Source organism: Halomonas alkaliantarctica (assembly GCF_029854215.1).
GTDB classification, from domain to species: Bacteria; Pseudomonadota; Gammaproteobacteria; order Pseudomonadales; family Halomonadaceae; genus Vreelandella; species Vreelandella alkaliantarctica_A.
The window spans coordinates 1,251,152-1,270,724 of the sequence record NZ_CP122961.1; the positions used below are offsets into that span (position 1 = coordinate 1,251,152).

General features: G+C 55.5%; 18 protein-coding genes. 5 read left to right on the top strand and 13 right to left on the bottom strand.

Annotation, left to right across the window (positions count from 1 at the left end):
• Positions 1–35 precede the first annotated feature (35 nt).
• Genes QEN58_RS05610 through QEN58_RS05620 form a run of 3 tightly spaced genes read right to left on the bottom strand, consistent with a single transcriptional unit; the run spans position 36 to position 3,393 of the window.
• Positions 36–836: an ABC transporter permease gene (locus QEN58_RS05610; RefSeq protein WP_280106158.1), complete on the bottom strand. Its 801-nt coding sequence runs from the start codon at positions 834–836 to the stop codon at positions 36–38.
• Positions 833–1,813, bottom strand: a complete 981-nt coding sequence (locus QEN58_RS05615) for an ABC transporter permease (protein ID WP_280106159.1) — start codon at positions 1,811–1,813, stop codon at positions 833–835. Before QEN58_RS05615 ends, QEN58_RS05610 begins: the two co-directional genes overlap by 4 nt.
• Positions 1,804–3,393, bottom strand: coding sequence for an ABC transporter substrate-binding protein (locus QEN58_RS05620; protein ID WP_280106160.1), 1,590 nt, complete (start codon positions 3,391–3,393; stop codon positions 1,804–1,806). The genes QEN58_RS05615 and QEN58_RS05620 overlap by 10 nt, the downstream gene beginning before the upstream one ends.
• A gap of 107 nt (positions 3,394–3,500) precedes the next feature.
• Between QEN58_RS05620 and nikR the strand changes: the two genes are divergently transcribed.
• Positions 3,501–3,902: a nickel-responsive transcriptional regulator NikR gene (gene nikR, locus QEN58_RS05625; protein WP_007111085.1), complete on the top strand. Its 402-nt coding sequence runs from the start codon at positions 3,501–3,503 to the stop codon at positions 3,900–3,902.
• Between the two features lie 70 nt (positions 3,903–3,972).
• On the opposite strand, the gene QEN58_RS05630 is transcribed toward nikR, so the two are convergent.
• Positions 3,973–4,455 carry an FKBP-type peptidyl-prolyl cis-trans isomerase gene (locus QEN58_RS05630; protein WP_071695751.1) on the bottom strand — a complete coding sequence of 161 codons (483 nt, stop codon included), beginning with the start codon at positions 4,453–4,455 and terminating at the stop codon, positions 3,973–3,975.
• 176 nt (positions 4,456–4,631) lie between these two features.
• Between QEN58_RS05630 and QEN58_RS05635 the strand changes: the two genes are divergently transcribed.
• Positions 4,632–4,913, top strand: coding sequence for a hypothetical protein (locus QEN58_RS05635; protein WP_071695752.1), 282 nt, complete (start codon positions 4,632–4,634; stop codon positions 4,911–4,913).
• 81 nt (positions 4,914–4,994) lie between these two features.
• On the opposite strand, the gene QEN58_RS05640 is transcribed toward QEN58_RS05635, so the two are convergent.
• From QEN58_RS05640 to QEN58_RS05680, 9 genes are all read right to left on the bottom strand, one after another.
• Positions 4,995–5,465, bottom strand: a complete 471-nt coding sequence (locus QEN58_RS05640) for an outer membrane lipoprotein (protein ID WP_280106161.1) — start codon at positions 5,463–5,465, stop codon at positions 4,995–4,997.
• 307 nt (positions 5,466–5,772) lie between these two features.
• On the bottom strand, positions 5,773–7,371 hold the full coding sequence (locus QEN58_RS05645; RefSeq protein ID WP_280106162.1) for an isocitrate lyase: 1,599 nt from the start codon (positions 7,369–7,371) through the stop codon (positions 5,773–5,775).
• A 408-nt stretch (positions 7,372–7,779) separates the two neighbouring features.
• On the bottom strand, positions 7,780–8,205 hold the full coding sequence (locus QEN58_RS05650; protein ID WP_280106163.1) for a GNAT family N-acetyltransferase: 426 nt from the start codon (positions 8,203–8,205) through the stop codon (positions 7,780–7,782).
• Entirely contained in the window at positions 8,205–9,395 is a 1,191-nt protein-coding gene (locus QEN58_RS05655) for a JmjC domain-containing protein (protein ID WP_280106164.1), read from the bottom strand. The genes QEN58_RS05650 and QEN58_RS05655 overlap by 1 nt, the downstream gene beginning before the upstream one ends.
• A gap of 67 nt (positions 9,396–9,462) precedes the next feature.
• Positions 9,463–10,848, bottom strand: a complete 1,386-nt coding sequence (purB, locus tag QEN58_RS05660) for an adenylosuccinate lyase (protein ID WP_280106165.1) — start codon at positions 10,846–10,848, stop codon at positions 9,463–9,465.
• A 65-nt stretch (positions 10,849–10,913) separates the two neighbouring features.
• Positions 10,914–11,555: a high frequency lysogenization protein HflD gene (hflD, locus tag QEN58_RS05665; RefSeq protein WP_280106166.1), complete on the bottom strand. Its 642-nt coding sequence runs from the start codon at positions 11,553–11,555 to the stop codon at positions 10,914–10,916.
• Complete coding sequence (gene mnmA / locus QEN58_RS05670) at positions 11,552–12,712, bottom strand: tRNA 2-thiouridine(34) synthase MnmA (RefSeq protein ID WP_280106167.1); 1,161 nt, start codon at positions 12,710–12,712, stop codon at positions 11,552–11,554. Before mnmA ends, hflD begins: the two co-directional genes overlap by 4 nt.
• A gap of 88 nt (positions 12,713–12,800) precedes the next feature.
• On the bottom strand, positions 12,801–13,241 hold the full coding sequence (locus QEN58_RS05675) for an NUDIX domain-containing protein (protein ID WP_280106168.1): 441 nt from the start codon (positions 13,239–13,241) through the stop codon (positions 12,801–12,803).
• On the bottom strand, positions 13,241–13,873 hold the full coding sequence (locus QEN58_RS05680; protein ID WP_280106169.1) for a pseudouridine synthase: 633 nt from the start codon (positions 13,871–13,873) through the stop codon (positions 13,241–13,243). Before QEN58_RS05680 ends, QEN58_RS05675 begins: the two co-directional genes overlap by 1 nt.
• Before the next feature lie 264 nt (positions 13,874–14,137).
• Between QEN58_RS05680 and QEN58_RS05685 the strand changes: the two genes are divergently transcribed.
• From QEN58_RS05685 to clpA, 3 genes are all read left to right on the top strand, one after another.
• Complete coding sequence (locus tag QEN58_RS05685) at positions 14,138–16,375, top strand: NADP-dependent isocitrate dehydrogenase (RefSeq protein WP_280106170.1); 2,238 nt, start codon at positions 14,138–14,140, stop codon at positions 16,373–16,375.
• Between the two features lie 304 nt (positions 16,376–16,679).
• On the top strand, positions 16,680–16,988 hold the full coding sequence (gene clpS / locus QEN58_RS05690) for an ATP-dependent Clp protease adapter ClpS (RefSeq protein ID WP_007111070.1): 309 nt from the start codon (positions 16,680–16,682) through the stop codon (positions 16,986–16,988).
• Positions 16,989–17,127: 139 nt separating this feature from the next.
• Positions 17,128–19,404, top strand: coding sequence for an ATP-dependent Clp protease ATP-binding subunit ClpA (clpA, locus tag QEN58_RS05695; protein ID WP_280106171.1), 2,277 nt, complete (start codon positions 17,128–17,130; stop codon positions 19,402–19,404).
• Positions 19,405–19,573 lie beyond the last annotated feature (169 nt).

The window sequence follows — 19,573 nt, forward strand, 5'->3', positions numbered from 1 at the left end:
TAATCTTTTTACAGTCAGTGGTTTTCCCAGCGACGTTAAAGCGCACGGCGGAGATGGCTGGAGAGGCGCTCGAAACCCAGCACCATCAGTAACAGCCCCAAACCTGGAAATACCCCCAGCCACCAGTAGCCGCCGCTTAAGTAGCGCATGGCGTCGGCCAGTAACACGCCAATAGCGGGCTGGCTGGGGCTTAAGCCAAAGCCCAAAAAGGTCAACGCGGCTTCGTGTAGGATCGCGTGGGGGAACAGCAGCAGTGCGCCCACCAGGCAGTGGGGAATAAGATGGGGAAGCAGGTGGCCGTGGAGCACAAACCAGCGCGATTTGCCCAGAGCGCGAGAGATGCGCACATAGGGCGCCTGCCGCAACTGCCATAGCTCGGCGCGTAGCACCCGGGCCAGGCCTGGCCAGTGGGTCACGGCCACGGCAATAATCACTGCCTGGGTACCACCCCCCAGGGCAAAGGCGATCAGCATTAGTAAAATCAGGTGGGGCACGCTGAGCAGCGTATCAATCAGCAGACTCACCAGCGCATCCAGCCGAGTTGACAGGGTGGCTATTGCTGCCAGGCTCAATGCAATCAGCGTGCTCAGTAGCGCCGCCAAGCTTCCCACCCAAAAGCTTAGCGCCAGTCCCGCGAGGGTCCGCGCCCAGAGCTCACGGCCCAGGGCGTCGGTGCCCAGCCAGTGGTCAACGCTGGGCGGTGCCAGCCGGGCGTTAAATTGCATCTGCTGCGGTGAATCACCCAGCAGCCACTGGCTGGCGGTCAACCCAATCACCAGCAGCGCGGTGAGGCCCAGACTGAAGGCGGCACGAAGGCGCGGTTGAGCCTGACTCATAGCTCACCTGGCTGAATGCGTGGGTCAATAAAGGCGTAGAGGCTATCGGCGAGCATATTGCCGACGCTGACAAACAGGGCGGTAAAGAGCGCTATGCCCAGCAGCAGCGGAACGTCGCTGCGCAGGCCCGCTGCCACCGTGGCTTGGCCTAAGCCGGGGTAGGCAAATACCTGTTCGATTAAGATGGAGCCGCCGAAGAGCTCGCCCAGCGAGGCAAACGCCAGCGTAATCGCCGGTAAACTGGCGTGGCGAAGGCCGTGGCGCCAGGCCACATCAATTCGGCTGGCGCCCTGGGCAAAAGCGTGGGTAGCAACGTCTGAGCGCATTAGCTCAAGCATGCGGGTGCGTGTGTGCAGGGTGATGTTGGCGATGCCCAGCATTGCCAGTGTAGCCACCGGTAGCAGTAAATGGTGCACCCGTGTGGCGAGGGCGACCTCCCGGTTCAAACTCCCGGCGGGCCCCGCGCAGCAGGTGGGTGTCCAGCCCAGGGTTACCGAAAACAGCAGCACCGCCAGTATTGCTAGCCAAAAGGCGGGCGTGGAGGCGGTAATGAAGGCGTAGATACTGATGATGTTATCCAGCTTGGAACCCTCTTTGGCCCCTGCCACCACACCCAGGCTAAATCCCACCAGCGCTGAAATGAGCCAGGCACTGCCCAGTAGCGCAATGGAGCGCTGAAAGCGCTGAACGATGACCTCAATAACCGGCTGGTTATACACATGGCTCCAGCCTAAGTCACCACTGACTAGCTGGCGCAGCCAGTGGCCAAACTGGACGGTAGGTGGCTCATCGAAACCCCAGCGCTGGGCAATCAGTGCTCGCTGCTCTGGGCTTACCTGGGCCATTTGCGGGCCTAGGTAGGCATCAACGGGATCAATGGGTGAGGCCATCATCAGCCCATACGACACCAGGGCGACGCAGATTAATACCAGTGCCAGGCGAGCCAGGCGCTTGGCGATAGGCGCGATTAGTCGCACGTCCAGCGCCACTCAAGCAGGTTGGCGGTGATCGGCCAGCCGTGGCCGTGGGGCGCTACACCTAGTTCTCCAACATCTAAGCAGGTATCGGTAAAATAGACGTGCTCAAGGTTGACCAGCCAGGCCCAGCTACTATCGCCGCGTACGCCGTAGCCGCTGGTGCCGTCCCACTGCGCTGCTTGCCACTCGCGGTTGGCCTGCTCAAGGCTAGACGCTGCCTGGGCGGCGTCCAAGTGGGCGTCTACCGCTGGATTGGCGTAGAAGCCGCTATTGTAGAAACCATTGCCCGCATGCTGGCTGTGGAAGAGGTAGTACACCTCCTGGGGGCTATGGCTACCAAAGCCGAACATAATGGCATCCTGATGCAGGGCTTCACGCTGGATTTCGTCCCAGTGGCGGCCGGTGGGCTGCATCTCAATCCCCAGTGGACGCACCATCTCGGCGCTGACTTCCGCGAGCAGTTGCCGGGTGGAATCGCTGGAAGGATAGGTAAGTCGAAAGCTAGCGGGTAGGCCCTCTTTATAGCGCAGTCCGTCGTCACCTAGCTGCCAGCCTGCGGCGTCGAGTATCTCCCCTGCCTGGGTAAGGTCGGGCGCGGCAAGGATTTCATCGTTATCGCTCCAGGGCAGGCTGTCCGCCGGGCCAAAGGCGGGGCGTCCGTAGCCGTGAAGCGCCACCTCGACCAGCGTCTGGCGGTCAACGGCAAGGTTAATCGCCTGACGGATAGCAAGGTCAGCGGTGACGTCGTTGCCAATCGGCGCGCCGGAGGCGGCGTGCTCGCCATTAGCAGGCCGCATGGGGAACAGAATGCCGCGATTGTCGACGCTCTCCATAATCACCCGCTGCATATGTGCTGGCACATTGGCCGCCAGCGCAGGGGGAACCGAGGCGACATCCAATTGGTCGGCATGGGCGGCGCTGAGCGTGGCGTCTTCACCGGTAAACAGGAATACCAGACGTTCAAAAGCGGGCGTAGGGCCGTAGAAGTAAGGGTTACGTTCAACAATGAGCTGCTCGCCTTCCTGCCACTCGACCAGTTGATAGGGCCCAGACCCCAGGGGATTGCGGCCATACTGCTCGCTATAGCCGTTGTCACGCTCGGCGTGGGGCACAATGCCCAGCGTCATCAGCTGGTCGATAAAGGTAATGCGCGGGGCCTTCAGGCGGAGGGAAACGGTATGCGCATTAACCGCTGTGGCTACTTCGAGCGCGCTTAAGTCAGCCCGACCTCCCGCCTGCGCCGCCGTATTGAAGGTGTAAGCCACATCTTCAGCGGTCAGCGGCGTACCATCGGAAAAGCGGGCATCATCGCGAAGTGTTAGCGTCCAGGCCAAGCGGTCTTCAGAGAGCGACCACTTTGTGGCCAGCTCTGGCTGCGGTGCAAGATCCTTGCTCCGTGAAAGCAGCGTCGACTGAAACAGTGGATTACCGTACTGCCCCCAGCCCAGTAGCGGGTCGAAACCCTGTTTAGGTTCGCCGCCAATGGCAAGCACTAGCTGCTCTTTTGCCTGCACCGCGGAGGCCATGACTAAACAACTTAGCGCAATACCCAGTAAGATGGGCCTAGTTGGTTTAGTCATCGCTTTATCCTTTATGCTGTTAGCGTCACTAGTATGATGTTTTTACAATAACATCATACTAACGGCGGCGTCAGCGCATGAAAAGTTAATCAGTACAGGGGGCGTGAATGCAGCGTGTAACGGTAACGCTTGATGAGGAGCTGGTGGCGGAAGTGGACGCGTTGATGCGCGAGCGTGGCTATCAAAACCGCTCGGAAGCGATTCGCGATTTGACCCGCAGTGGTTTAAAGCAGGTGAGAGAAGAGGCTGCGCCGGACTCGCCCTGCATGGGCGCACTGGTGTATGTCTATGATCATGCCGCTCGGGAGCTATCCAAGCGCTTAACGCGCCACTCCCATGATCATCATGACCTCACGCTTTCGACCCTGCATGTGCATATCAACCATGACAGTTGTCTGGAAGTAGCATTGCTCAAAGGTCAGGGGCGGGCGCTCAAGCAGTTTGCCGCCGAAGTTACCTCGTCGCGCAGCGTACGCCACGGGCAGTTGGTACTGATACCCGATGAATAAGAAGGTTTTTGGTTAGCCACAAAAAAAGGTGACCCTGAGGTCACCTTTTCTAAGCGCTAGCGTGAGCGTCTTAGTGCTCAACGCCGCCTTCGCCGTGCACGTGGCCGTGCTCAACTTCTTCAGCACTGGCTTCACGTACTTCAGCGATCTCAACATCAAAGTTGAGCTGCTGGCCAGCCAGCGGGTGGTTGCCATCGACAACAACCGTATCGCCTTCGACTTTCTTGACGGTAACCATCAACGGGCCGCCTTGAGTCTGGGCTTGGAACTGCATGCCCGGCTCAATGCTTTCAACGCCTTGGAACGCATCGCGCGGTACTTCTTGCATCAACTGCTCTTGTAGCTCGCCGTAACCTTCTTCAGGAGAGACGCTAACATTCAGCTTTTCGCCCGCAGCACGACCTTCAAGCTCTTTCTCAAGACCCGGAATGATGTTGCCGGCGCCGTGAAGGTAGGTAAGCGGCTCACGGCCTTCGGAACTGTCTAGCACTTCACCAGCATCGTTGGTCAGAGTGTAGTGAAACGCGACAACCGAGTTTTGCGCAATTTGCATGGAATAACCTTTCGGTGAGTGCATGTCCCAATATGGTAACGCGTGTGGGCTGGCTTGTCAGGGGGTAGCGGCGCTTTTTCCTACTCACCACTTTTGACGGTATTGCGCACCAGGGTGACCAGGGATACCCTACGACCACCACTTTTTCTTTTGCCCTATTACTTCTGGAGCATGCAATGACAATCTTTATTATTTGGCTTATCGCATTTTGCCTGATTGCTTATTTTGCCTATCAGCGCTGGAACAGCGGCGTCAGCCAGGGCTTAGACAAGGTGTTGCCAAGCTTTTTGAAAAGCCATGGTGACAATCGCTATTTATGGGTGATTACGCTGGCAGTGCTGGGCGCAACGACACTGGTACAGCCGGTAGAGATGTTGCTGGTGGTATTACTACTAGGCTTAATTGGCCTCGGAATCATGGCCCTAGCTAACTGGGCAGGTAACAAAACCCGCCATTAAGTTGAGCACGATAAAAAGCCCGGCCATCAAAGGAGATGGCCGGGCTTTTTTGATACTTAAGCGCGAGATTAACGCTCTCGATTAATAGGGCGCAACGCTCATGCTGGCGCCACTACCAATCAAGCGCACACGCTGACCGGCTTGGAACTGGCGATCCGCACGCTGAACAACAACAACGTCGGTACCGTCATCACGACGAATTTCCATCTCCAGCGCATTAACGCGGTTAGTGGCATCTTCAGCGGCCGTACCCGCTACAGCACCACCGAGTGCACCTGCCACAGTCGCCAATTGACGACCAGAACCACCGCCCACTTGGTTACCTAGAAGACCACCGATAATCGCGCCACCGCCGCTACCTAAAAGGCCGCCGGCACGGCTTTCTGCTTGGATCTGTACCGGGCGAACCGCCACGATAGTGCCGTAAGTAACACTTTGACCGGTTTTGGCTTGGCTACCACGATAGACATCGCCAGAGTAACCAGATGTGTTGGCACAGCCTGCCAGCGTGAGAATGCTCATTGCGGCAATAGGTAAAAGAAGACGTTTCATTAAAACCTCCAGGGTATCTATTTTTTACAACTGCCATCTAGGTACTTGCCATTTGTAAGAAGGGCAAAGGATAGACTGCAGTTATAGAACAGTGTTCGCCAAAGATAGCCGATGCTAATGGCTTTGACCAGCGATCATGTAAAAAGATCAAAGCTGATCGAGTAGTAGCCCAAAAAAGCTTAAACGGGAGTCTAACAGTGTATTAAGAAAACAGTGTGCAAATATCGCTAGACAAGCAAAAACAGGAGGCCTGAAGGCCTCCTGTTGCAGGGTTTGCATGGTGAGTTAAGCTTTTAAAGCCTGCTCATTAGCCAAACTGGTTCATGGTGTTGTCTTTGCCGCCAGCCTTGAGCGCGGCATCGCCGTGGAAGAACTCTTTGTGGTCATCACCGATATTGGAACCGGCCATGTCCTGGTGACGTACGGTGGCGATTCCCTGGCGAATTTCCTGGCGTTGTACGCCTTTCACGTACGCCAGCATACCTTCGTCGCCGAAGTAGCCTTTCGCTAGATTGTCGGTGGACAGGGCAGCGGTATGGTACGTCGGTAGCGTAATCAAGTGGTGGAAGATGCCCGCTTCCCGCGACGAGTCGCGCTGGAAATTGCGCGTCCACTCATCGGCCAACTGACCAAGCTCAGTGTTGTCGTACTCGGCGCTCATCAGCTTGTCACGCTGGTAAGCTGAAACGTCTTTACCTTCTTCCTGCCAAGCATCGAACACCTGCTGGCGGAAGTTCAGCGTCCAGTTGAACGACGGCGAGTTGTTGTAGACCAGTTTGGCATCCGGCACGACATCGCGAATCCGGTTAACCATGCTGGCGATCTGGCCAACATGGGGTTTCTCGGTTTCGATCCAAAGCAAGTCGGCACCGTTTTGCAGGCTGGTGATACAGTCAAGAATGACGCGATCTTCGCCAGTGCCCGGTTTGAACTGGTAGAGGCCTGAAGCGAGACGCTTGGGCTTGACCAGCTTACCGTTCTGCTTGATGACCACGTCGCCGTTGTTAATGTCGGCAGCGTTTTCGATCACATCGCCATCCAGGAAGCTGTTGTACTGATCGCCTAGGTCACCGGGCTCATTGGTGACGGCAATTTTTTGCGTCAAACCAGCGCCCAGTGAGTCGGTACGCGCCACAATAACGCCATCTTCAATGCCGAGTTCCAAAAAGGCGTAACGCACAGCGTTAATTTTGGCCAGGAAGTCTTCATGAGGCACGGTGACCTTACCGTCCTGGTGACCACACTGTTTCTCATCGGAGACCTGGTTTTCCAGTTGGATGCAGCAGGCGCCCGCTTGAATAAACTTCTTGGCTAGCAGGTAGGTGGCTTCTGCGTTTCCAAAGCCGGCGTCGATATCAGCAATGATGGGGACGATATGGGTTTCGTAGTTATCAATTTTGCTGATCAGTTCCTGCTCTTTTGATTTGTCGCCAGCCTCTTTGGCTTCGTCCAGGTCGCGGAACAGATGGTTAAGTTCCCAGGCATCGGCTTGCTTTAGGAAGGTGTAGAGCTCCTCGATCAGGTTCGCGACGGAGGTTTTTTCGTGCATTGACTGGTCGGGCAACGGGCCGAATTCGGAGCGCAGCGCGGCCACCATCCAGCCTGACAGGTAGAGGTAGCTACGCTTGGTGGTGCCAAAGTGCTTTTTGATCGAAATAAGCTTCTGCTGACCAATAAAGCCGTGCCAGCAGCCCAGTGACTGGGTGTACTTTGTGGTATCAGCATCGTAAGCGGCCATATCTTCGCGCATGACTTTGGCGGTGTAGCGAGCAATGTCCAGGCCGGTATGAAAACGGTTTTGAGCACGCATACGGGCAGCATACTCAGGTTTGATGGCTTCCCATTTGCCGCCTTGTGCTTCGCGTAGCTGGGCCATGGCTTTGATATCGTCGAGCAGTCCTGTCATGAGCTTACCCTCTTCGGTTGTGATAGCAGTGCTTCAATGCTAATGGTGTCTCGCCAATCAGTGCTTGCTAATGCTGCACCTGCGAAGTTGTATTCAGCATCATTGAATTTCGCGTTTTTGTCTTTAAGCCAATCGTCTCTAAGCCAATCGTATTGGGTACTAGAGACATCAGAACTAAGTGCATCTGATACAGCGTCGTGGGATTGATGCATTTACCTCGTCGCCATAGCGCTGCAATGCAACAACTATCCACGAGGATGGCTCAATGAACAATTGACACTTGGGGGCACAGGTCGTTGTAACCCGACTACAGAGGGGGGCGAAAGCGGTGGGTTTGTGTAGTGGTTTTTCGGCAGGAAGACATAAAAAAGCACTGCCGAGGCAGTGCTTGGGATCAATCAAGATAGCTTATGCGAGCGAAAGCGTCATTTCTCGATGGGGGATGCCTGCATCCAGAAACTCATCGCCGTGAGCGACGAAGCCTAACCGTTCATAAAACGCCAGCGCGTGCACCTGTGAGCTGAGGGCTACCTGTGAGTGGCCCGCGTGGCGAGCCGATTCGATAGCAGCTTGCATCAGCAGTACGCCAATGCCTGTGCCGCGAGCTTCGGAAAGTACCGCAACACGGCCAATGTGAGCATCGGGCAGTAGCCGTGCGGTGCCTACCGGTTGCCCGTCGAGAAGGGCCAAAAAGTGCTGGCACTCAGGATCCAGACCATCCCACTCCTCATCCTGGGGCACGTTTTGCTCTTCAATAAACACCCGGCGCCGGATCTCGCTGGCAGCCTGGCCCAACGTCTCCCAGTCACCCGTACTGATGTGGGTAATCGCCATTAATACTCCTCGTCGTCATCACCTTCATCACTCATAAAGCCGAGGCTGCCGGTATTGACCAGCTGGGTGATGAGCGCCGCTGCGCCGTCAAGTTCAAGGTCTTCGGCGTAAAGTGGGGTGGTGTCGGCAAGTCGTTTGGCTAACTCCGCTGAGCAGGCGTGGCCGTCACCGTCGACAAACAGCGTGGTGCCGCTGGCATCACTACGCCAGGCAAAGCGCGAGCCAGGCATATGGTAAAGTGGTTCACCCTCTTGTAATTGAGCAACAAGCGCCGCTTCGGTTAGCGGTGTTTCAAGGGGGACCACTTGATCAACATATTTTGGCTGGGTCATCACCCGGCCAAACCACTGGGCGACCTGGGTGGGGTTATCCAGCGTCGACATGATCAACTGACGCATACGCTCAACGGCGGCGTCGTCCAATTCACCGACCTGCTGTGCAGGCGCCATGCCCGCATCGCTGTAACGCTGGGAGGCGGGAAGCTGCTCGCCTAAATAGTCTGCGTAGGAGGTGATCGCCTCATCGGCGGAAGGTGCCCGGAATCCCACCGAAATGGTCATGCAGTCATCGCTCTGGCTAACGCCGTGATGTGCCCAGCCGGGGGGGAGATACAGCATATCGCCGGGGTCAAGCACCCAGTCGGAGTCGGGCTCTACGGTGAATTCTTTCAGGATACGGAGATCGATACCTTGGATGATCGGCGCATCTTCCGTGAGCTTGCCACCCAATTGCCAGCGTCGATGACCGCTGGCTTGGAGCAGAAACACATCGTATTGGTCGATATGCGCGCCCACATTGCCGCCAGGAGGCGCGTAGCTGATCATTACGTCATCAAGCCGCCAGCGCGGCAGGAAGTTAAACTCGTCCAACAGTGCCGCCACTGCGGGCACATAGTGATCAACTGCCTGTACCAGCAGGCTCCAATTGTTTTCCGGTAGCCGTTCAAAAGTGGCTTCATCAAAGGGGCCGTGGGAGACCTGCCAAGGGCCATCCGGGCCTTCTTCTTCGACTAGGCGTGCTTCTACGCCAGGCTCGCAGGCGAGACCTGCCAGCTCGTCAGCCTCAATAGGGCTGATGAAGTCTGGCATCGCGCCACGGATCAGCAGCGGCTTTTGCTGCCAATAATTGGCCAGAAAGTCTGCGGCGGTAAGGTCGCCCAGCAGGGTTAACGGCTTATCGTGATGGTTCATGGCATGCCCTGGCGTTAGTAAGATGGCGAAATAAGGTGGCGTTATTAAATGTCTTTATAAAATGTTGCTATAAAGAGCCAAGCTGTTGTGTCAGCGCCTCGGCCTGAGCCTGGGCATTACCAATATAGTTGGCCGGTGAGAGCGCCTTCAATTCGGTTTTGACCTCGCTGGGCAGTTCAAGTGTATCAATAAACGCCGCAAAGCCCGCCTGGTCAATACGTTTGCCACGGGTCAGCTGCTTGAGTTTTTCGTAAGGCTTCTCAATGCCGTAGCGGCGCATCACCGTTTGGATAGGCTCGGCGAGCACTTCCCAGCTGTTATCCAGGTCAGCGTCTAAACGCTCAGGGTTGGCTTCCAGCTTGCTGATACCTTTCAGGCTGGCATGGTAAGCAATCAGACCATACGCCAAGCCCACGCCCAGATTGCGCAGCACGGTGGAGTCAGTTAGATCGCGCTGCCAGCGCGAGATCGGCAGTTTCTGGGCTAGGTGGCTAAGTACTGCATTGGCCAGGCCCAGGTTGCCCTCGGAGTTTTCAAAATCAATCGGGTTCACTTTATGCGGCATGGTGGATGAGCCAATTTCGCCCTCAATCGTGCGCTGCTTAAAGTAGCCCAGAGAAATATAGCCCCATACGTCGCGATCGAAGTCGATCAGGATGGTATTGAAGCGGCAAATGGCATCAAACAGTTCGGCAATGTAGTCGTGGGGTTCGATCTGGGTAGTATAAGGATTAAAGGTCAATCCTAAGCCTTCCACAAAGGTGCGGGCGTTGGCTTCCCAGTCGATCTCAGGGTAGGTGGTCAGGTGGGCGTTATAGTTGCCCACGGCGCCATTGATCTTGCCCAGCACTTCCACTGCTTCAATCTGCTTAAGCTGGCGCTTTAAACGATACGCCACGTTGGCCATCTCTTTGCCCAGCGTGGTTGGGGTAGCCGTTTGGCCGTGAGTACGCGACAGCATCGGCTGAGCGGCGTGGGCAATTGCTAGTTTGGCAATGTCGTCGGCGACCTCGTGCATGGTGGGCAGCATGGCATTTAAACCATCGCTGAGCATCACGCCGTATGAGAGGTTGTTGATATCTTCACTAGTGCAGGCAAAGTGAATAAATTCGGTCACTGCATGTAGCTCGGCCTGACCTGCAATCTTCTCCTTTAAGAAATACTCTACCGCTTTGACGTCGTGATTGGTGGTGCGCTCAATCTCTTTGATGCGCTCGGCATCTTCGAGCGAAAACTCACGAATCAACCGCTCTAGAAACGCGGTAGCTTCAGCGGACAGCCTCGGCACTTCGGTAATTTGCGCGTGCTCGGCCAAGCGCTGTAGCCAGCGAACTTCCACAATCACACGGGCGCGGATCAAGCCAAATTCACTGAAGTGTTCGCGCAGGGCGGCGGCTTTAGTGGCGTAGCGGCCGTCAACGGGAGAGAGGGCGGTTAAAGCGGAGAGTTGCATGGCATCGTTTCCAGGAGGGTCGAAAGAAAATTAGTCGAGAGCAGATTAATCGATTCGATAGTGGCTTAACTGAGGCTGTCCAGCGCCCGGCGTAGCGCTGTGCGCTGGAAAACCAGCTTCCAGCGCCGCCCGCCTTGCTGGTGCCACAATAGCCCAAAGCGAATGCCGGCCATTAAACAGGCGCGCACCCGCTCGGGCATCATGCGGCTTTGCAGTAACGAAGGGTCGCCCTGCACCACAATACGGGTTTTAAACGTGGAGATCGTCTCCTGGTACGCTTCCCCTAGGCTGGCGATCACGTTTTCATGAGTGGGGCCGAAGTGTTCGGCCTGACCCTGAATGCGGGTTAGCTTTTGGCCTAGCGAATCCATCATGTCGTTATTGGTGCGCAGCTTGTTCATCAGCATCAGCAGCGAGAAGCCGTAACGCAGCACCACCGGATTCGCCTGTTTACGCCCCACCAGGGCTTCCAAAGTATCCAGACCGCGGCGAAGATTGTTGGGGTGCCCGCCATAGATCGCTTCGAAGCTTTCCGGGTTGGTATCCACGGTGGCTTCAATCAGCGTTTCCCAGGCGCGCGGGTCGACTTGACCGGTGCGGGCGAGTTCGTCAACTAGGCTGGCGGCTTGAAACACCCCCGCTAGGGCAAGCGCTTGGCGAGCGGCCGGGGAATCAGGGGCGCGATGAATCGGGGTGATTGGACTCATGCAGCGGCCTCCGCGGCTTTCTTCCAGGTCGAGCGGATAACGCCGCCGCCTAAGCAAATGTCGCCCTCGTAAAGGACCAGCGACTGACCAGGGGTGACCGCCCACTGAGGATCATCGAACGTGACCTCTACGCCGCCATCAGGCAGAACGCGCATTTCACAGCCGCAGTCGCTTTGCCGATAGCGCGTCTTCGCGGTAAAGCGGCCCTGCTGAACCGGCGGCTCGCCTGCCACCCAGTCCATGGCCTCTGTAGCCAATGTGTCGGAATAGAGCAACTGATCATGCTTACCCTGCACCGCGACCAGCACATTGCGATCAAGATCTTTCGCCGCCACGTACCAGGGCTCTTCTGAATAGTTGGCAAGCCCACCAATGCCTAGCCCCTGGCGCTGGCCCAGGGTGTAGTACATTAGCCCCATATGCTTGCCGATGACATCGCCATCCGGCGTTTCAATAGTGCCGGGCTGGGCGGGCAGGTACTGCTGAAGGAAGTCGCGAAAGCGCCGCTCGCCGATAAAGCAGATCCCGGTGGAGTCTTTTTTCTTGGCGGTAATCAGCCCGTGCTGTTCTGCAAGCGCACGCACGGCGGGTTTTTCCAACTCACCCACAGGGAATAGAGTGCGGGCAATAGCAGCTTCCGGCACCGCATGCAGGAAGTAGCTTTGATCTTTATTGCCATCCAGGCCTTTAAGCAGACGCGGGCGACCGTTACGCACGCCCTGGCGTACATAGTGGCCAGTCGCGATTTTGCTGGCACCCAGCATCTCGGCGTACTCCAGGAACACCTTAAACTTGATTTCCCGGTTACACAGAATATCGGGATTGGGCGTGCGACCTGCTTTGTATTCAGCTAAGAAGTGCTCAAATACATTATCCCAATACTCGGCGGCAAAATTAGCGGTGTGCAGCTTAATGCCCAGTTTGGCGCAAACCGCCTCGGCGTCGGCAAGATCCTCTTTAGCCGTGCAATATTCGGTGCCGTCGTCTTCATCCCAGTTTTTCATAAACAGGCCTTCTACCTCATAGCCTTGCTGCATGAGGAGGAGGGCAGAAACGGACGAGTCGACGCCGCCGGACATACCGACAATCACTTTGCCGTTAGCAGAGGACCCGGTAATGGTTGAGCCAGTGCTGGATGACTCGGTATTGGATGACATAAGCATCCTCAGTAGAAGTGGTGTGCAAAAGAACAGGGTGCAATTGGGCGAGGATTATACACGATGGGGGGTAATGGCTTCGAGTGCTTCACTCGCGAATCACTGCAAGCGGGTAACAAGGGCCGTCGAGGGCATCCTCAATACGTTTGAGTACTAGAGGGCTGCGCAGGCGTGACTGATGATCCAACGTGCGTATTTGCTCAAGTGTGAGCCAGTGAGTAGCGAAAATATCGGGGTCCAGGGCGAGATCCAGCTGGTGAAGCGGCTCGGCAATAAAGCCGTGGCTATGAAACGTTTGCCCATCGTGGGTATGAAAAACGTACAGGCCCAGGTAGCCGGTGAGTGATACCTGCCAAGCGGTCTCCTCCAATACCTCGCGCAGAATAGCGGTGATCGGCCCTTCACCGGTTTCTATATGCCCGGCGGGCTGGTTAAACACGGTCTGGGGGCCGTCGCGCTGCTCTTCTACCAGCAAAAAACGCTCACCTTGCTGAATGACACAGGCGGCCGTGCTGCGAATAAGGCTCATCAGGGTTTCCTGGGTTTTGTGGCGGGCCGCGGTCGCTGATCTTTTCGCGGCGCTTTTCGCCGATTTGGGTGCTTATCGGTAGGCCGGGGGGCGTGTAGGGTTTCTTTGCGCCACTCACCGGGGGCTAATTCTTCAAGTTGCCAGGGGCCGATGGCCGTGCGAATCAAACGCAGCGTGGGAAAGCCAACATGAGCGGTCATGCGGCGTACTTGGCGGTTACGGCCTTCGCTAATGGTGAGCTCCAGCCAGCTGGTCGACGGGTGGCGTTTAGGGTCGATGGGTGGTTGGCGTGGTGCGCTAGCGGGTGGATCAATCCGGCGCGCCTTGGCTGGCTGCGTTGGGCCATCTTTCAGCGTAACTCCCTGGCGCAGTGATGTCAGCGCTGCCTCGCTAATATCGCCTTCCACCTGGACCCAGTAGGTTTTGGGCTGCTTATGGCGCGGGTGAGAGATGCGGTGAATCAATTCGCCATCATCGCTAAGCAGCAGCAGGCCTTCAGAGTCATAATCTAGCCGCCCTGCGGCGTATACGCCCGGCACAGCAATCACATCGGCTAATGTGGCACGCCCTTGTTTATCGGTAAACTGAGAGAGCATACGATAGGGCTTATGCAGTAAATATAAAGTGCTCATAGTCTCATTAGGGGGTTGCCTGGATTTGTCGACAATCTCTCATGTGATTAAAATGCAGCGCTGGTATACTTTTAAAACGGTCTCAACAACCAGCTCAACAACCGTCTTAACCACCACCGATTGATAATTGAAACAGCTAAATAAAGCTAGATAAAGCCAAATAAAACGGCCCAGCCTGCTTCGCGGCATGGTCTTTCGTTGAATGAGTCGCGTCGCTCAGGGTCTTTATAATCACAGCGATAGAAAAAAAGAGGTTAACGCAAAATGTCTAAAACGCCGAAGATCATTTACACGCTCACCGACGAGGCGCCTGCGCTCGCAACATATTCTTTGCTACCGATTATTGACGCCTTCACCGACGCTGCTGGTATCGAAGTGGAAACCCGGGATATCTCCCTGGCGGCTCGCGTTCTGTCTTTATTTCCTGATTACTTGACTGAAGAGCAGCGTGTCGAGGACCACCTGGCCGAGCTAGGTGCGCTGGCTAAGGTTCCAGAAGCCAATATCATCAAGTTGCCCAATATTAGCGCTTCCATGCCGCAGCTGCGCGCAGTGATCAAAGAGCTGCAAGAACAGGGCTACCCACTGCCGGAATATCCTAGCGAGCCAAGTAACGACGAAGAGAAAGATATCAAAGCGCGCTATGACAAAGTCAAAGGCAGCGCGGTTAACCCAGTGTTGCGTGAAGGTAACTCTGACCGTCGCGCCCCGAAGGCCGTTAAAGAGTACGCGCGCAAGTATCCTCATTCGATGGGTGAGTGGAGTCAGGCCTCACGCAGCCACGTCTCCCACATGCATAAAGGCGATTTCTACGACGGTGAGAAGTCGATAACGCTGGATCGTGCGCACAATGTGAAGATGGAACTGACCACAAAAAGTGGCCAGACCCAGGTTCTCAAGTCGAATATCCCGCTACTCGAAGGCGAGATCATCGACAGCATGTTCATGAGCAAAAAAGCGTTGCTCGAATTCTACGAGCGGGAAATAGAAGATGCTCGTGAATCTGGCGTCATGTTCTCGTTGCACGTGAAAGCGACGATGATGAAAGTCTCGCACCCGATTGTGTTTGGCCACTGTATCAAGATTTTTTACAAAGACGCCTTTGAGAAACACGGTGAGTTGTTCAAAGAGCTGGGTGTGGATGTCAACAATGGCATCGCCAATCTTTACGAAAAAATAGAGACGTTATCAGAATCGCAGCGCGATGAAATCATCAGCGACTTGCATGCCTGCCATGAAAAGCGTCCAGAGTTGGCGATGGTTGATTCGGCTCGTGGTATCACCAACTTCCACTCGCCCAGCGATGTGATTGTGGACGCTTCGATGCCGGCGATGATTCGTGCCGGGGGCAAGATGTACGGCGGTGACGGTCGTCTTAAGGATGTCAAAGCCGTTATGCCCGAGTCCACGTTCGCGCGTATTTATCAGGAAATGATCAATTTCTGTAAATGGCACGGTGCGTTTGATCCGGCGACGATGGGCACTGTACCCAACGTTGGCTTGATGGCACAAAAAGCCGAAGAGTACGGCTCCCACGACAAGACCTTTGAAATTTCGGAAGACGGTGTTGCTAATATCGTCGATCTGGACACCGGCGAAGTGCTGTTAACCCAAAACGTGGAGCAGGGCGATATCTGGCGGATGTGCCAGGTCAAGGACGCGCCGATTCGTGACTGGGTCAAGTTGGCAGTGGAGCGCTGCCGTGATTCGGGTATGCCGACGGTGTTCTGGCTCGATCCCTACCGCCCGCACGAGAACGAGTTGATCAAAAAGGTCAAAACGTACCTCAAGGATCACGACACTGATGGACTCGAGATCCATATCATGTCCCAGGTTCGGGCAATGCGTTACACCCTGGAACGTGTCATTCGTGGCCTCGATACTATCTCGGTCACGGGCAATATCCTGCGCGATTATCTGACGGATCTGTTCCCGATTCTTGAGTTGGGCACCAGTGCCAAGATGCTCTCTATCGTTCCGCTGATGGATGGCGGTGGTCTGTTTGAAACCGGTGCTGGTGGCTCCGCGCCTAAGCACGTTCAGCAGTTGCTGGAAGAGAACCACCTGCGTTGGGACAGCCTTGGCGAGTTTCTGGCGCTTGTGGCCTCTTTGGAGCACCTCGCCAAACGCTTTAGCAACGACCGTGCTAAGCTGCTGGCGAAAGCACTGGATGAAGCTAACGGCAAGTTCCTCGAAAGCAACAAGTCACCTTCACGCAAAGTGGGTGAGCTGGACAACCGCGGAAGCCATTTCTACCTGGCGCTCTACTGGGCAGAAGCATTGGCAGCTCAAGATGAAGACGCTGAACTGAAAAAACGCTTTGCCCGCCTTGTGGAAACGCTGAAAGCCAACGAAACTACTATTATCGATGAGCTCAACAGTGTTCAAGGGCAGCCAGTTGATCTTAAAGGCTACTATCACCCGAACGGCGAATTGGCTAGCCAAGTCATGCGTCCAAGCAAAACGCTCAACGAAGCGCTGGCAATGGTGGCAAACGACTGAGGTTTTAAAAGCCTAGGTTTTAAAAGGCCAAGGTTTTACCAGCATTATCTGCGACCACTGCGCATGAAAACGCTGTGATATCCCTCGCCTACCGTAGTGGGCGAGGGTTTTTTGGCTTATTTAATATGTTAATTTTGTATTTTCCATGAACCCTTGCTGATCGACAGCGTCTGAAAAGTAGATAACACTCTTTAGACGCCTCTAGCGGTCAGTGTCGAGACAACCAACCGTGCTGCTTATGCCCAACCTAGATAGTTCATGCTTGGCCATGTTACCCGTGCAAGCGGGAACGACGCGGCCAAATATGCCCGATGAAGATGGTGATATTGCGGTGCAGTCAGCAGAGCCGGCGCTGGCGCAACCGCCGCTTTATAAGGTGGTGCTTCACAATGACGATTACACGCCGATGGAATTTGTTATTGAAGTGCTGCAAGATTTTTTCAATTTGGATAGCGAGACGGCCGTTCAGATCATGCTCGCCGTACATACCCAGGGAAAGGGCACTTGTGGCGTGTTTACGCGCGATATAGCCGAAACAAAAAGCTATCAAGTAAACGAATACGCCCGTGAGTGTGAGCATCCGTTGATAAGTGATATTGAGGCCGCCAATTAGAAACGTTGAGAAATAATTGGTGGTGAGGCTTGCAACCATGCCATTTGTACCCGATGTTGAGAGTGCCGGTCGTTTAAACTGATCCGACGCAAGCCCTAGGTGGCGATACGCCCTAGGTAGTAGCGAAAAGGGGACTGCCATGCTGAGCAAAGAACTTGAAATGACCCTGAACACGGCCTTCACCGTGGCGCGTTCAAAGCGCCATGAGTTCATGACCGTTGAGCACCTGCTGCTAGCGTTGCTAGATAATGCCTCAGCGGTGGATGTTCTGAAGGCCTGTGGGGCTAACCTCGACAAGCTGCGGTCCGATCTGCAGGATTTTATTAACTCGACCACGCCACTGATCCCAGAAGGCCAGGGTGATCGCGAGACCCAGCCCACGCTTGGTTTTCAGCGTGTTTTACAGCGGGCGGTCTTCCACGTTCAGTCATCTGGCAAAAGCGAAGTCTCTGGCGCCAATGTGCTGGTAGCAATATTCTCCGAGCAAGAAAGCCAGGCGGTTTATTTCCTTAAGCAGCAGAGCGTTGCGCGGGTCGATGCGGTTAACTATATCGCCCATGGTATCTCCAAAGTGGCTGGTCACGGGCCATCTCCCTCGCCCTCTTCATCTGAAAGTGAAGACGCGGAAGAGGGTGGCAGTGAGGGTGCTGCGCATCCGCTCACTGGCTACGCTACCAACCTGAACGAGCAAGCGCGGCTGGGCAAAATTGATCCGCTGATTGGTCGTGATCACGAGCTTGAGCGCGTGGTGCAAATTCTTGCCCGGCGGCGCAAAAATAACCCGCTGTTAGTCGGTGAGGCGGGCGTGGGTAAAACCGCAGTGGCCGAAGGCCTCGCCAAGCGTATCGTTGAAGAAGACGTTCCCGATGTTATTGCCGATGCAGTGGTCTACTCACTGGACATGGGCGCGCTACTGGCCGGTACCAAGTACCGCGGGGACTTTGAAAAACGTCTTAAAAGTCTGCTAAGCGAACTACGCAAGCAGCCTAACGCTGTGCTCTTTATCGATGAAATTCACACTGTCATTGGGGCCGGTGCGGCGTCAGGCGGCGTGATGGATGCGTCGAACCTGCTCAAACCGCTGCTCTCCTCTGGCGAGTTGCGCTGCATTGGTTCGACCACGTTCCAAGAGTTTCGCGGTATCTTCGAGAAAGATCGTGCCCTGGCGCGGCGCTTCCAAAAAGTGGATGTGATGGCGCCGTCGGTGGACGACACCATCAAGATCCTCAAAGGGTTGCGTTCACGCTTTGAAGAGCACCACGAATTGAAGTACACCGATGGAGCCCTTGAGAGCGCAGCACGCTTAGCCGATCGCTACATCAATGACCGCTTCCTGCCTGACAAAGCGATTGATGTCATCGACGAGGCAGGGGCGCACCAGCGTCTGTTGCCGCCGGAAGTGCGCGCCAAAACGATCGACGTCGAGCAAGTTGAAGCCGTGGTGGCTTCCATCGCGCGTATTCCGCCGAAGAGTGTTTCAAGCTCCGACCGCAAGTTGCTCGAGAAGCTGGATCGCGACCTTAAAATGCTGGTGTTCGGTCAGGATGAGGCGATTGATAGCCTCTCAGCAGCCATTAAGCTATCTCGCGCTGGGCTCAAATCACCTGACAAGCCCGTCGGCAGCTTCCTGTTTGCAGGCCCTACCGGTGTGGGTAAAACCGAAGTGGCCAAACAGCTTGCGCATATCATGGGCATTGAGCTAGTGCGTTTTGATATGTCTGAGTACATGGAGCGTCACACCGTATCGCGCTTGATTGGTGCCCCGCCGGGTTACGTCGGTTACGATCAGGGTGGTCTGCTGACTGAAGCGGTCACCAAGCAACCGCACTGTGTACTGCTGTTGGATGAGATTGAGAAAGCGCACCCGGAAGTCTTTAACCTGCTGCTGCAGGTCATGGACCATGGCCGCTTAACGGATAACAACGGTCGTGAAGCTGACTTCCGCCACGTTATCGTGATCATGACCTCTAACGCTGGTGCGGAGCAGGCGTCGCGCCGCTCTATTGGCTTCCAACATCAAGATCACTCCACCGATGCCATGGAAGTGATCCGTCGCACCTTCTCGCCGGAGTTCCGTAACCGCCTGGACGGCATCATTCAGTTCCACGCGCTACCGGTTTCGGTGGTACGCAACGTGGTCGACAAGTTCTTGATCGAGTTGCAGGCACAGCTGGATGAGAAGCGCGTTCAACTGGATGTGGACGACATGGCAAGGGATTGGCTGGCCGATAAAGGCTACGATCCTGACATGGGCGCACGTCCAATGGCGCGGCTCATTCAAGAGAAGCTGAAGAAGCCATTAGCCGAGATGATTCTGTTTGGCGAATTGGCGGACCAGGGCGGTATTGTTCACGTCAGCCTGGAAGAGGGAGAGTTGCACCTTTCCACAGAGACTGAAATGGCAGACGCGCCCTGAAAAGGGCGCTAAGCCGCACTAAAAGCCATCTCTTTAAAGCTCATGCTATACGCATAAAACGCAGCGCCCTGTCATTGACGGGGCGTTGTCGTTTTCAGTGAACTGCCATGGACGCTGAACGGCGCTGTAGTTGAAGAAGCTAAGTTGTAAAAACTAAGTTGTAAAAACT

What these genes read in the sequence shown, in the direction of transcription:
- QEN58_RS05610 (WP_280106158.1), bottom strand. Translation starts at nt 836, where the DNA reads ATGAGTCAGGCTCAACCGCGCCTTCGTGCCGCCTTCAGTCTGGGCCTC.
- QEN58_RS05620 (WP_280106160.1), bottom strand. Translation starts at nt 3,393, where the DNA reads ATGACTAAACCAACTAGGCCCATCTTACTGGGTATTGCGCTAAGTTGT.
- nikR (WP_007111085.1), top strand. Translation starts at nt 3,501, where the DNA reads ATGCAGCGTGTAACGGTAACGCTTGATGAGGAGCTGGTGGCGGAAGTG.
- QEN58_RS05630 (WP_071695751.1), bottom strand. Translation starts at nt 4,455, where the DNA reads ATGCAAATTGCGCAAAACTCGGTTGTCGCGTTTCACTACACTCTGACC.
- QEN58_RS05635 (WP_071695752.1), top strand. Translation starts at nt 4,632, where the DNA reads ATGACAATCTTTATTATTTGGCTTATCGCATTTTGCCTGATTGCTTAT.
- QEN58_RS05640 (WP_280106161.1), bottom strand. Translation starts at nt 5,465, where the DNA reads ATGAAACGTCTTCTTTTACCTATTGCCGCAATGAGCATTCTCACGCTG.
- QEN58_RS05645 (WP_280106162.1), bottom strand. Translation starts at nt 7,371, where the DNA reads ATGACAGGACTGCTCGACGATATCAAAGCCATGGCCCAGCTACGCGAA.
- QEN58_RS05650 (WP_280106163.1), bottom strand. Translation starts at nt 8,205, where the DNA reads ATGGCGATTACCCACATCAGTACGGGTGACTGGGAGACGTTGGGCCAG.
- QEN58_RS05655 (WP_280106164.1), bottom strand. Translation starts at nt 9,395, where the DNA reads ATGAACCATCACGATAAGCCGTTAACCCTGCTGGGCGACCTTACCGCC.
- purB (WP_280106165.1), bottom strand. Translation starts at nt 10,848, where the DNA reads ATGCAACTCTCCGCTTTAACCGCCCTCTCTCCCGTTGACGGCCGCTAC.
- hflD (WP_280106166.1), bottom strand. Translation starts at nt 11,555, where the DNA reads ATGAGTCCAATCACCCCGATTCATCGCGCCCCTGATTCCCCGGCCGCT.
- mnmA (WP_280106167.1), bottom strand. Translation starts at nt 12,712, where the DNA reads ATGTCATCCAATACCGAGTCATCCAGCACTGGCTCAACCATTACCGGG.
- QEN58_RS05675 (WP_280106168.1), bottom strand. Translation starts at nt 13,241, where the DNA reads ATGAGCCTTATTCGCAGCACGGCCGCCTGTGTCATTCAGCAAGGTGAG.
- QEN58_RS05680 (WP_280106169.1), bottom strand. Translation starts at nt 13,873, where the DNA reads ATGAGCACTTTATATTTACTGCATAAGCCCTATCGTATGCTCTCTCAG.
- QEN58_RS05685 (WP_280106170.1), top strand. Translation starts at nt 14,138, where the DNA reads ATGTCTAAAACGCCGAAGATCATTTACACGCTCACCGACGAGGCGCCT.
- clpS (WP_007111070.1), top strand. Translation starts at nt 16,680, where the DNA reads ATGCCCGATGAAGATGGTGATATTGCGGTGCAGTCAGCAGAGCCGGCG.
- clpA (WP_280106171.1), top strand. Translation starts at nt 17,128, where the DNA reads ATGCTGAGCAAAGAACTTGAAATGACCCTGAACACGGCCTTCACCGTG.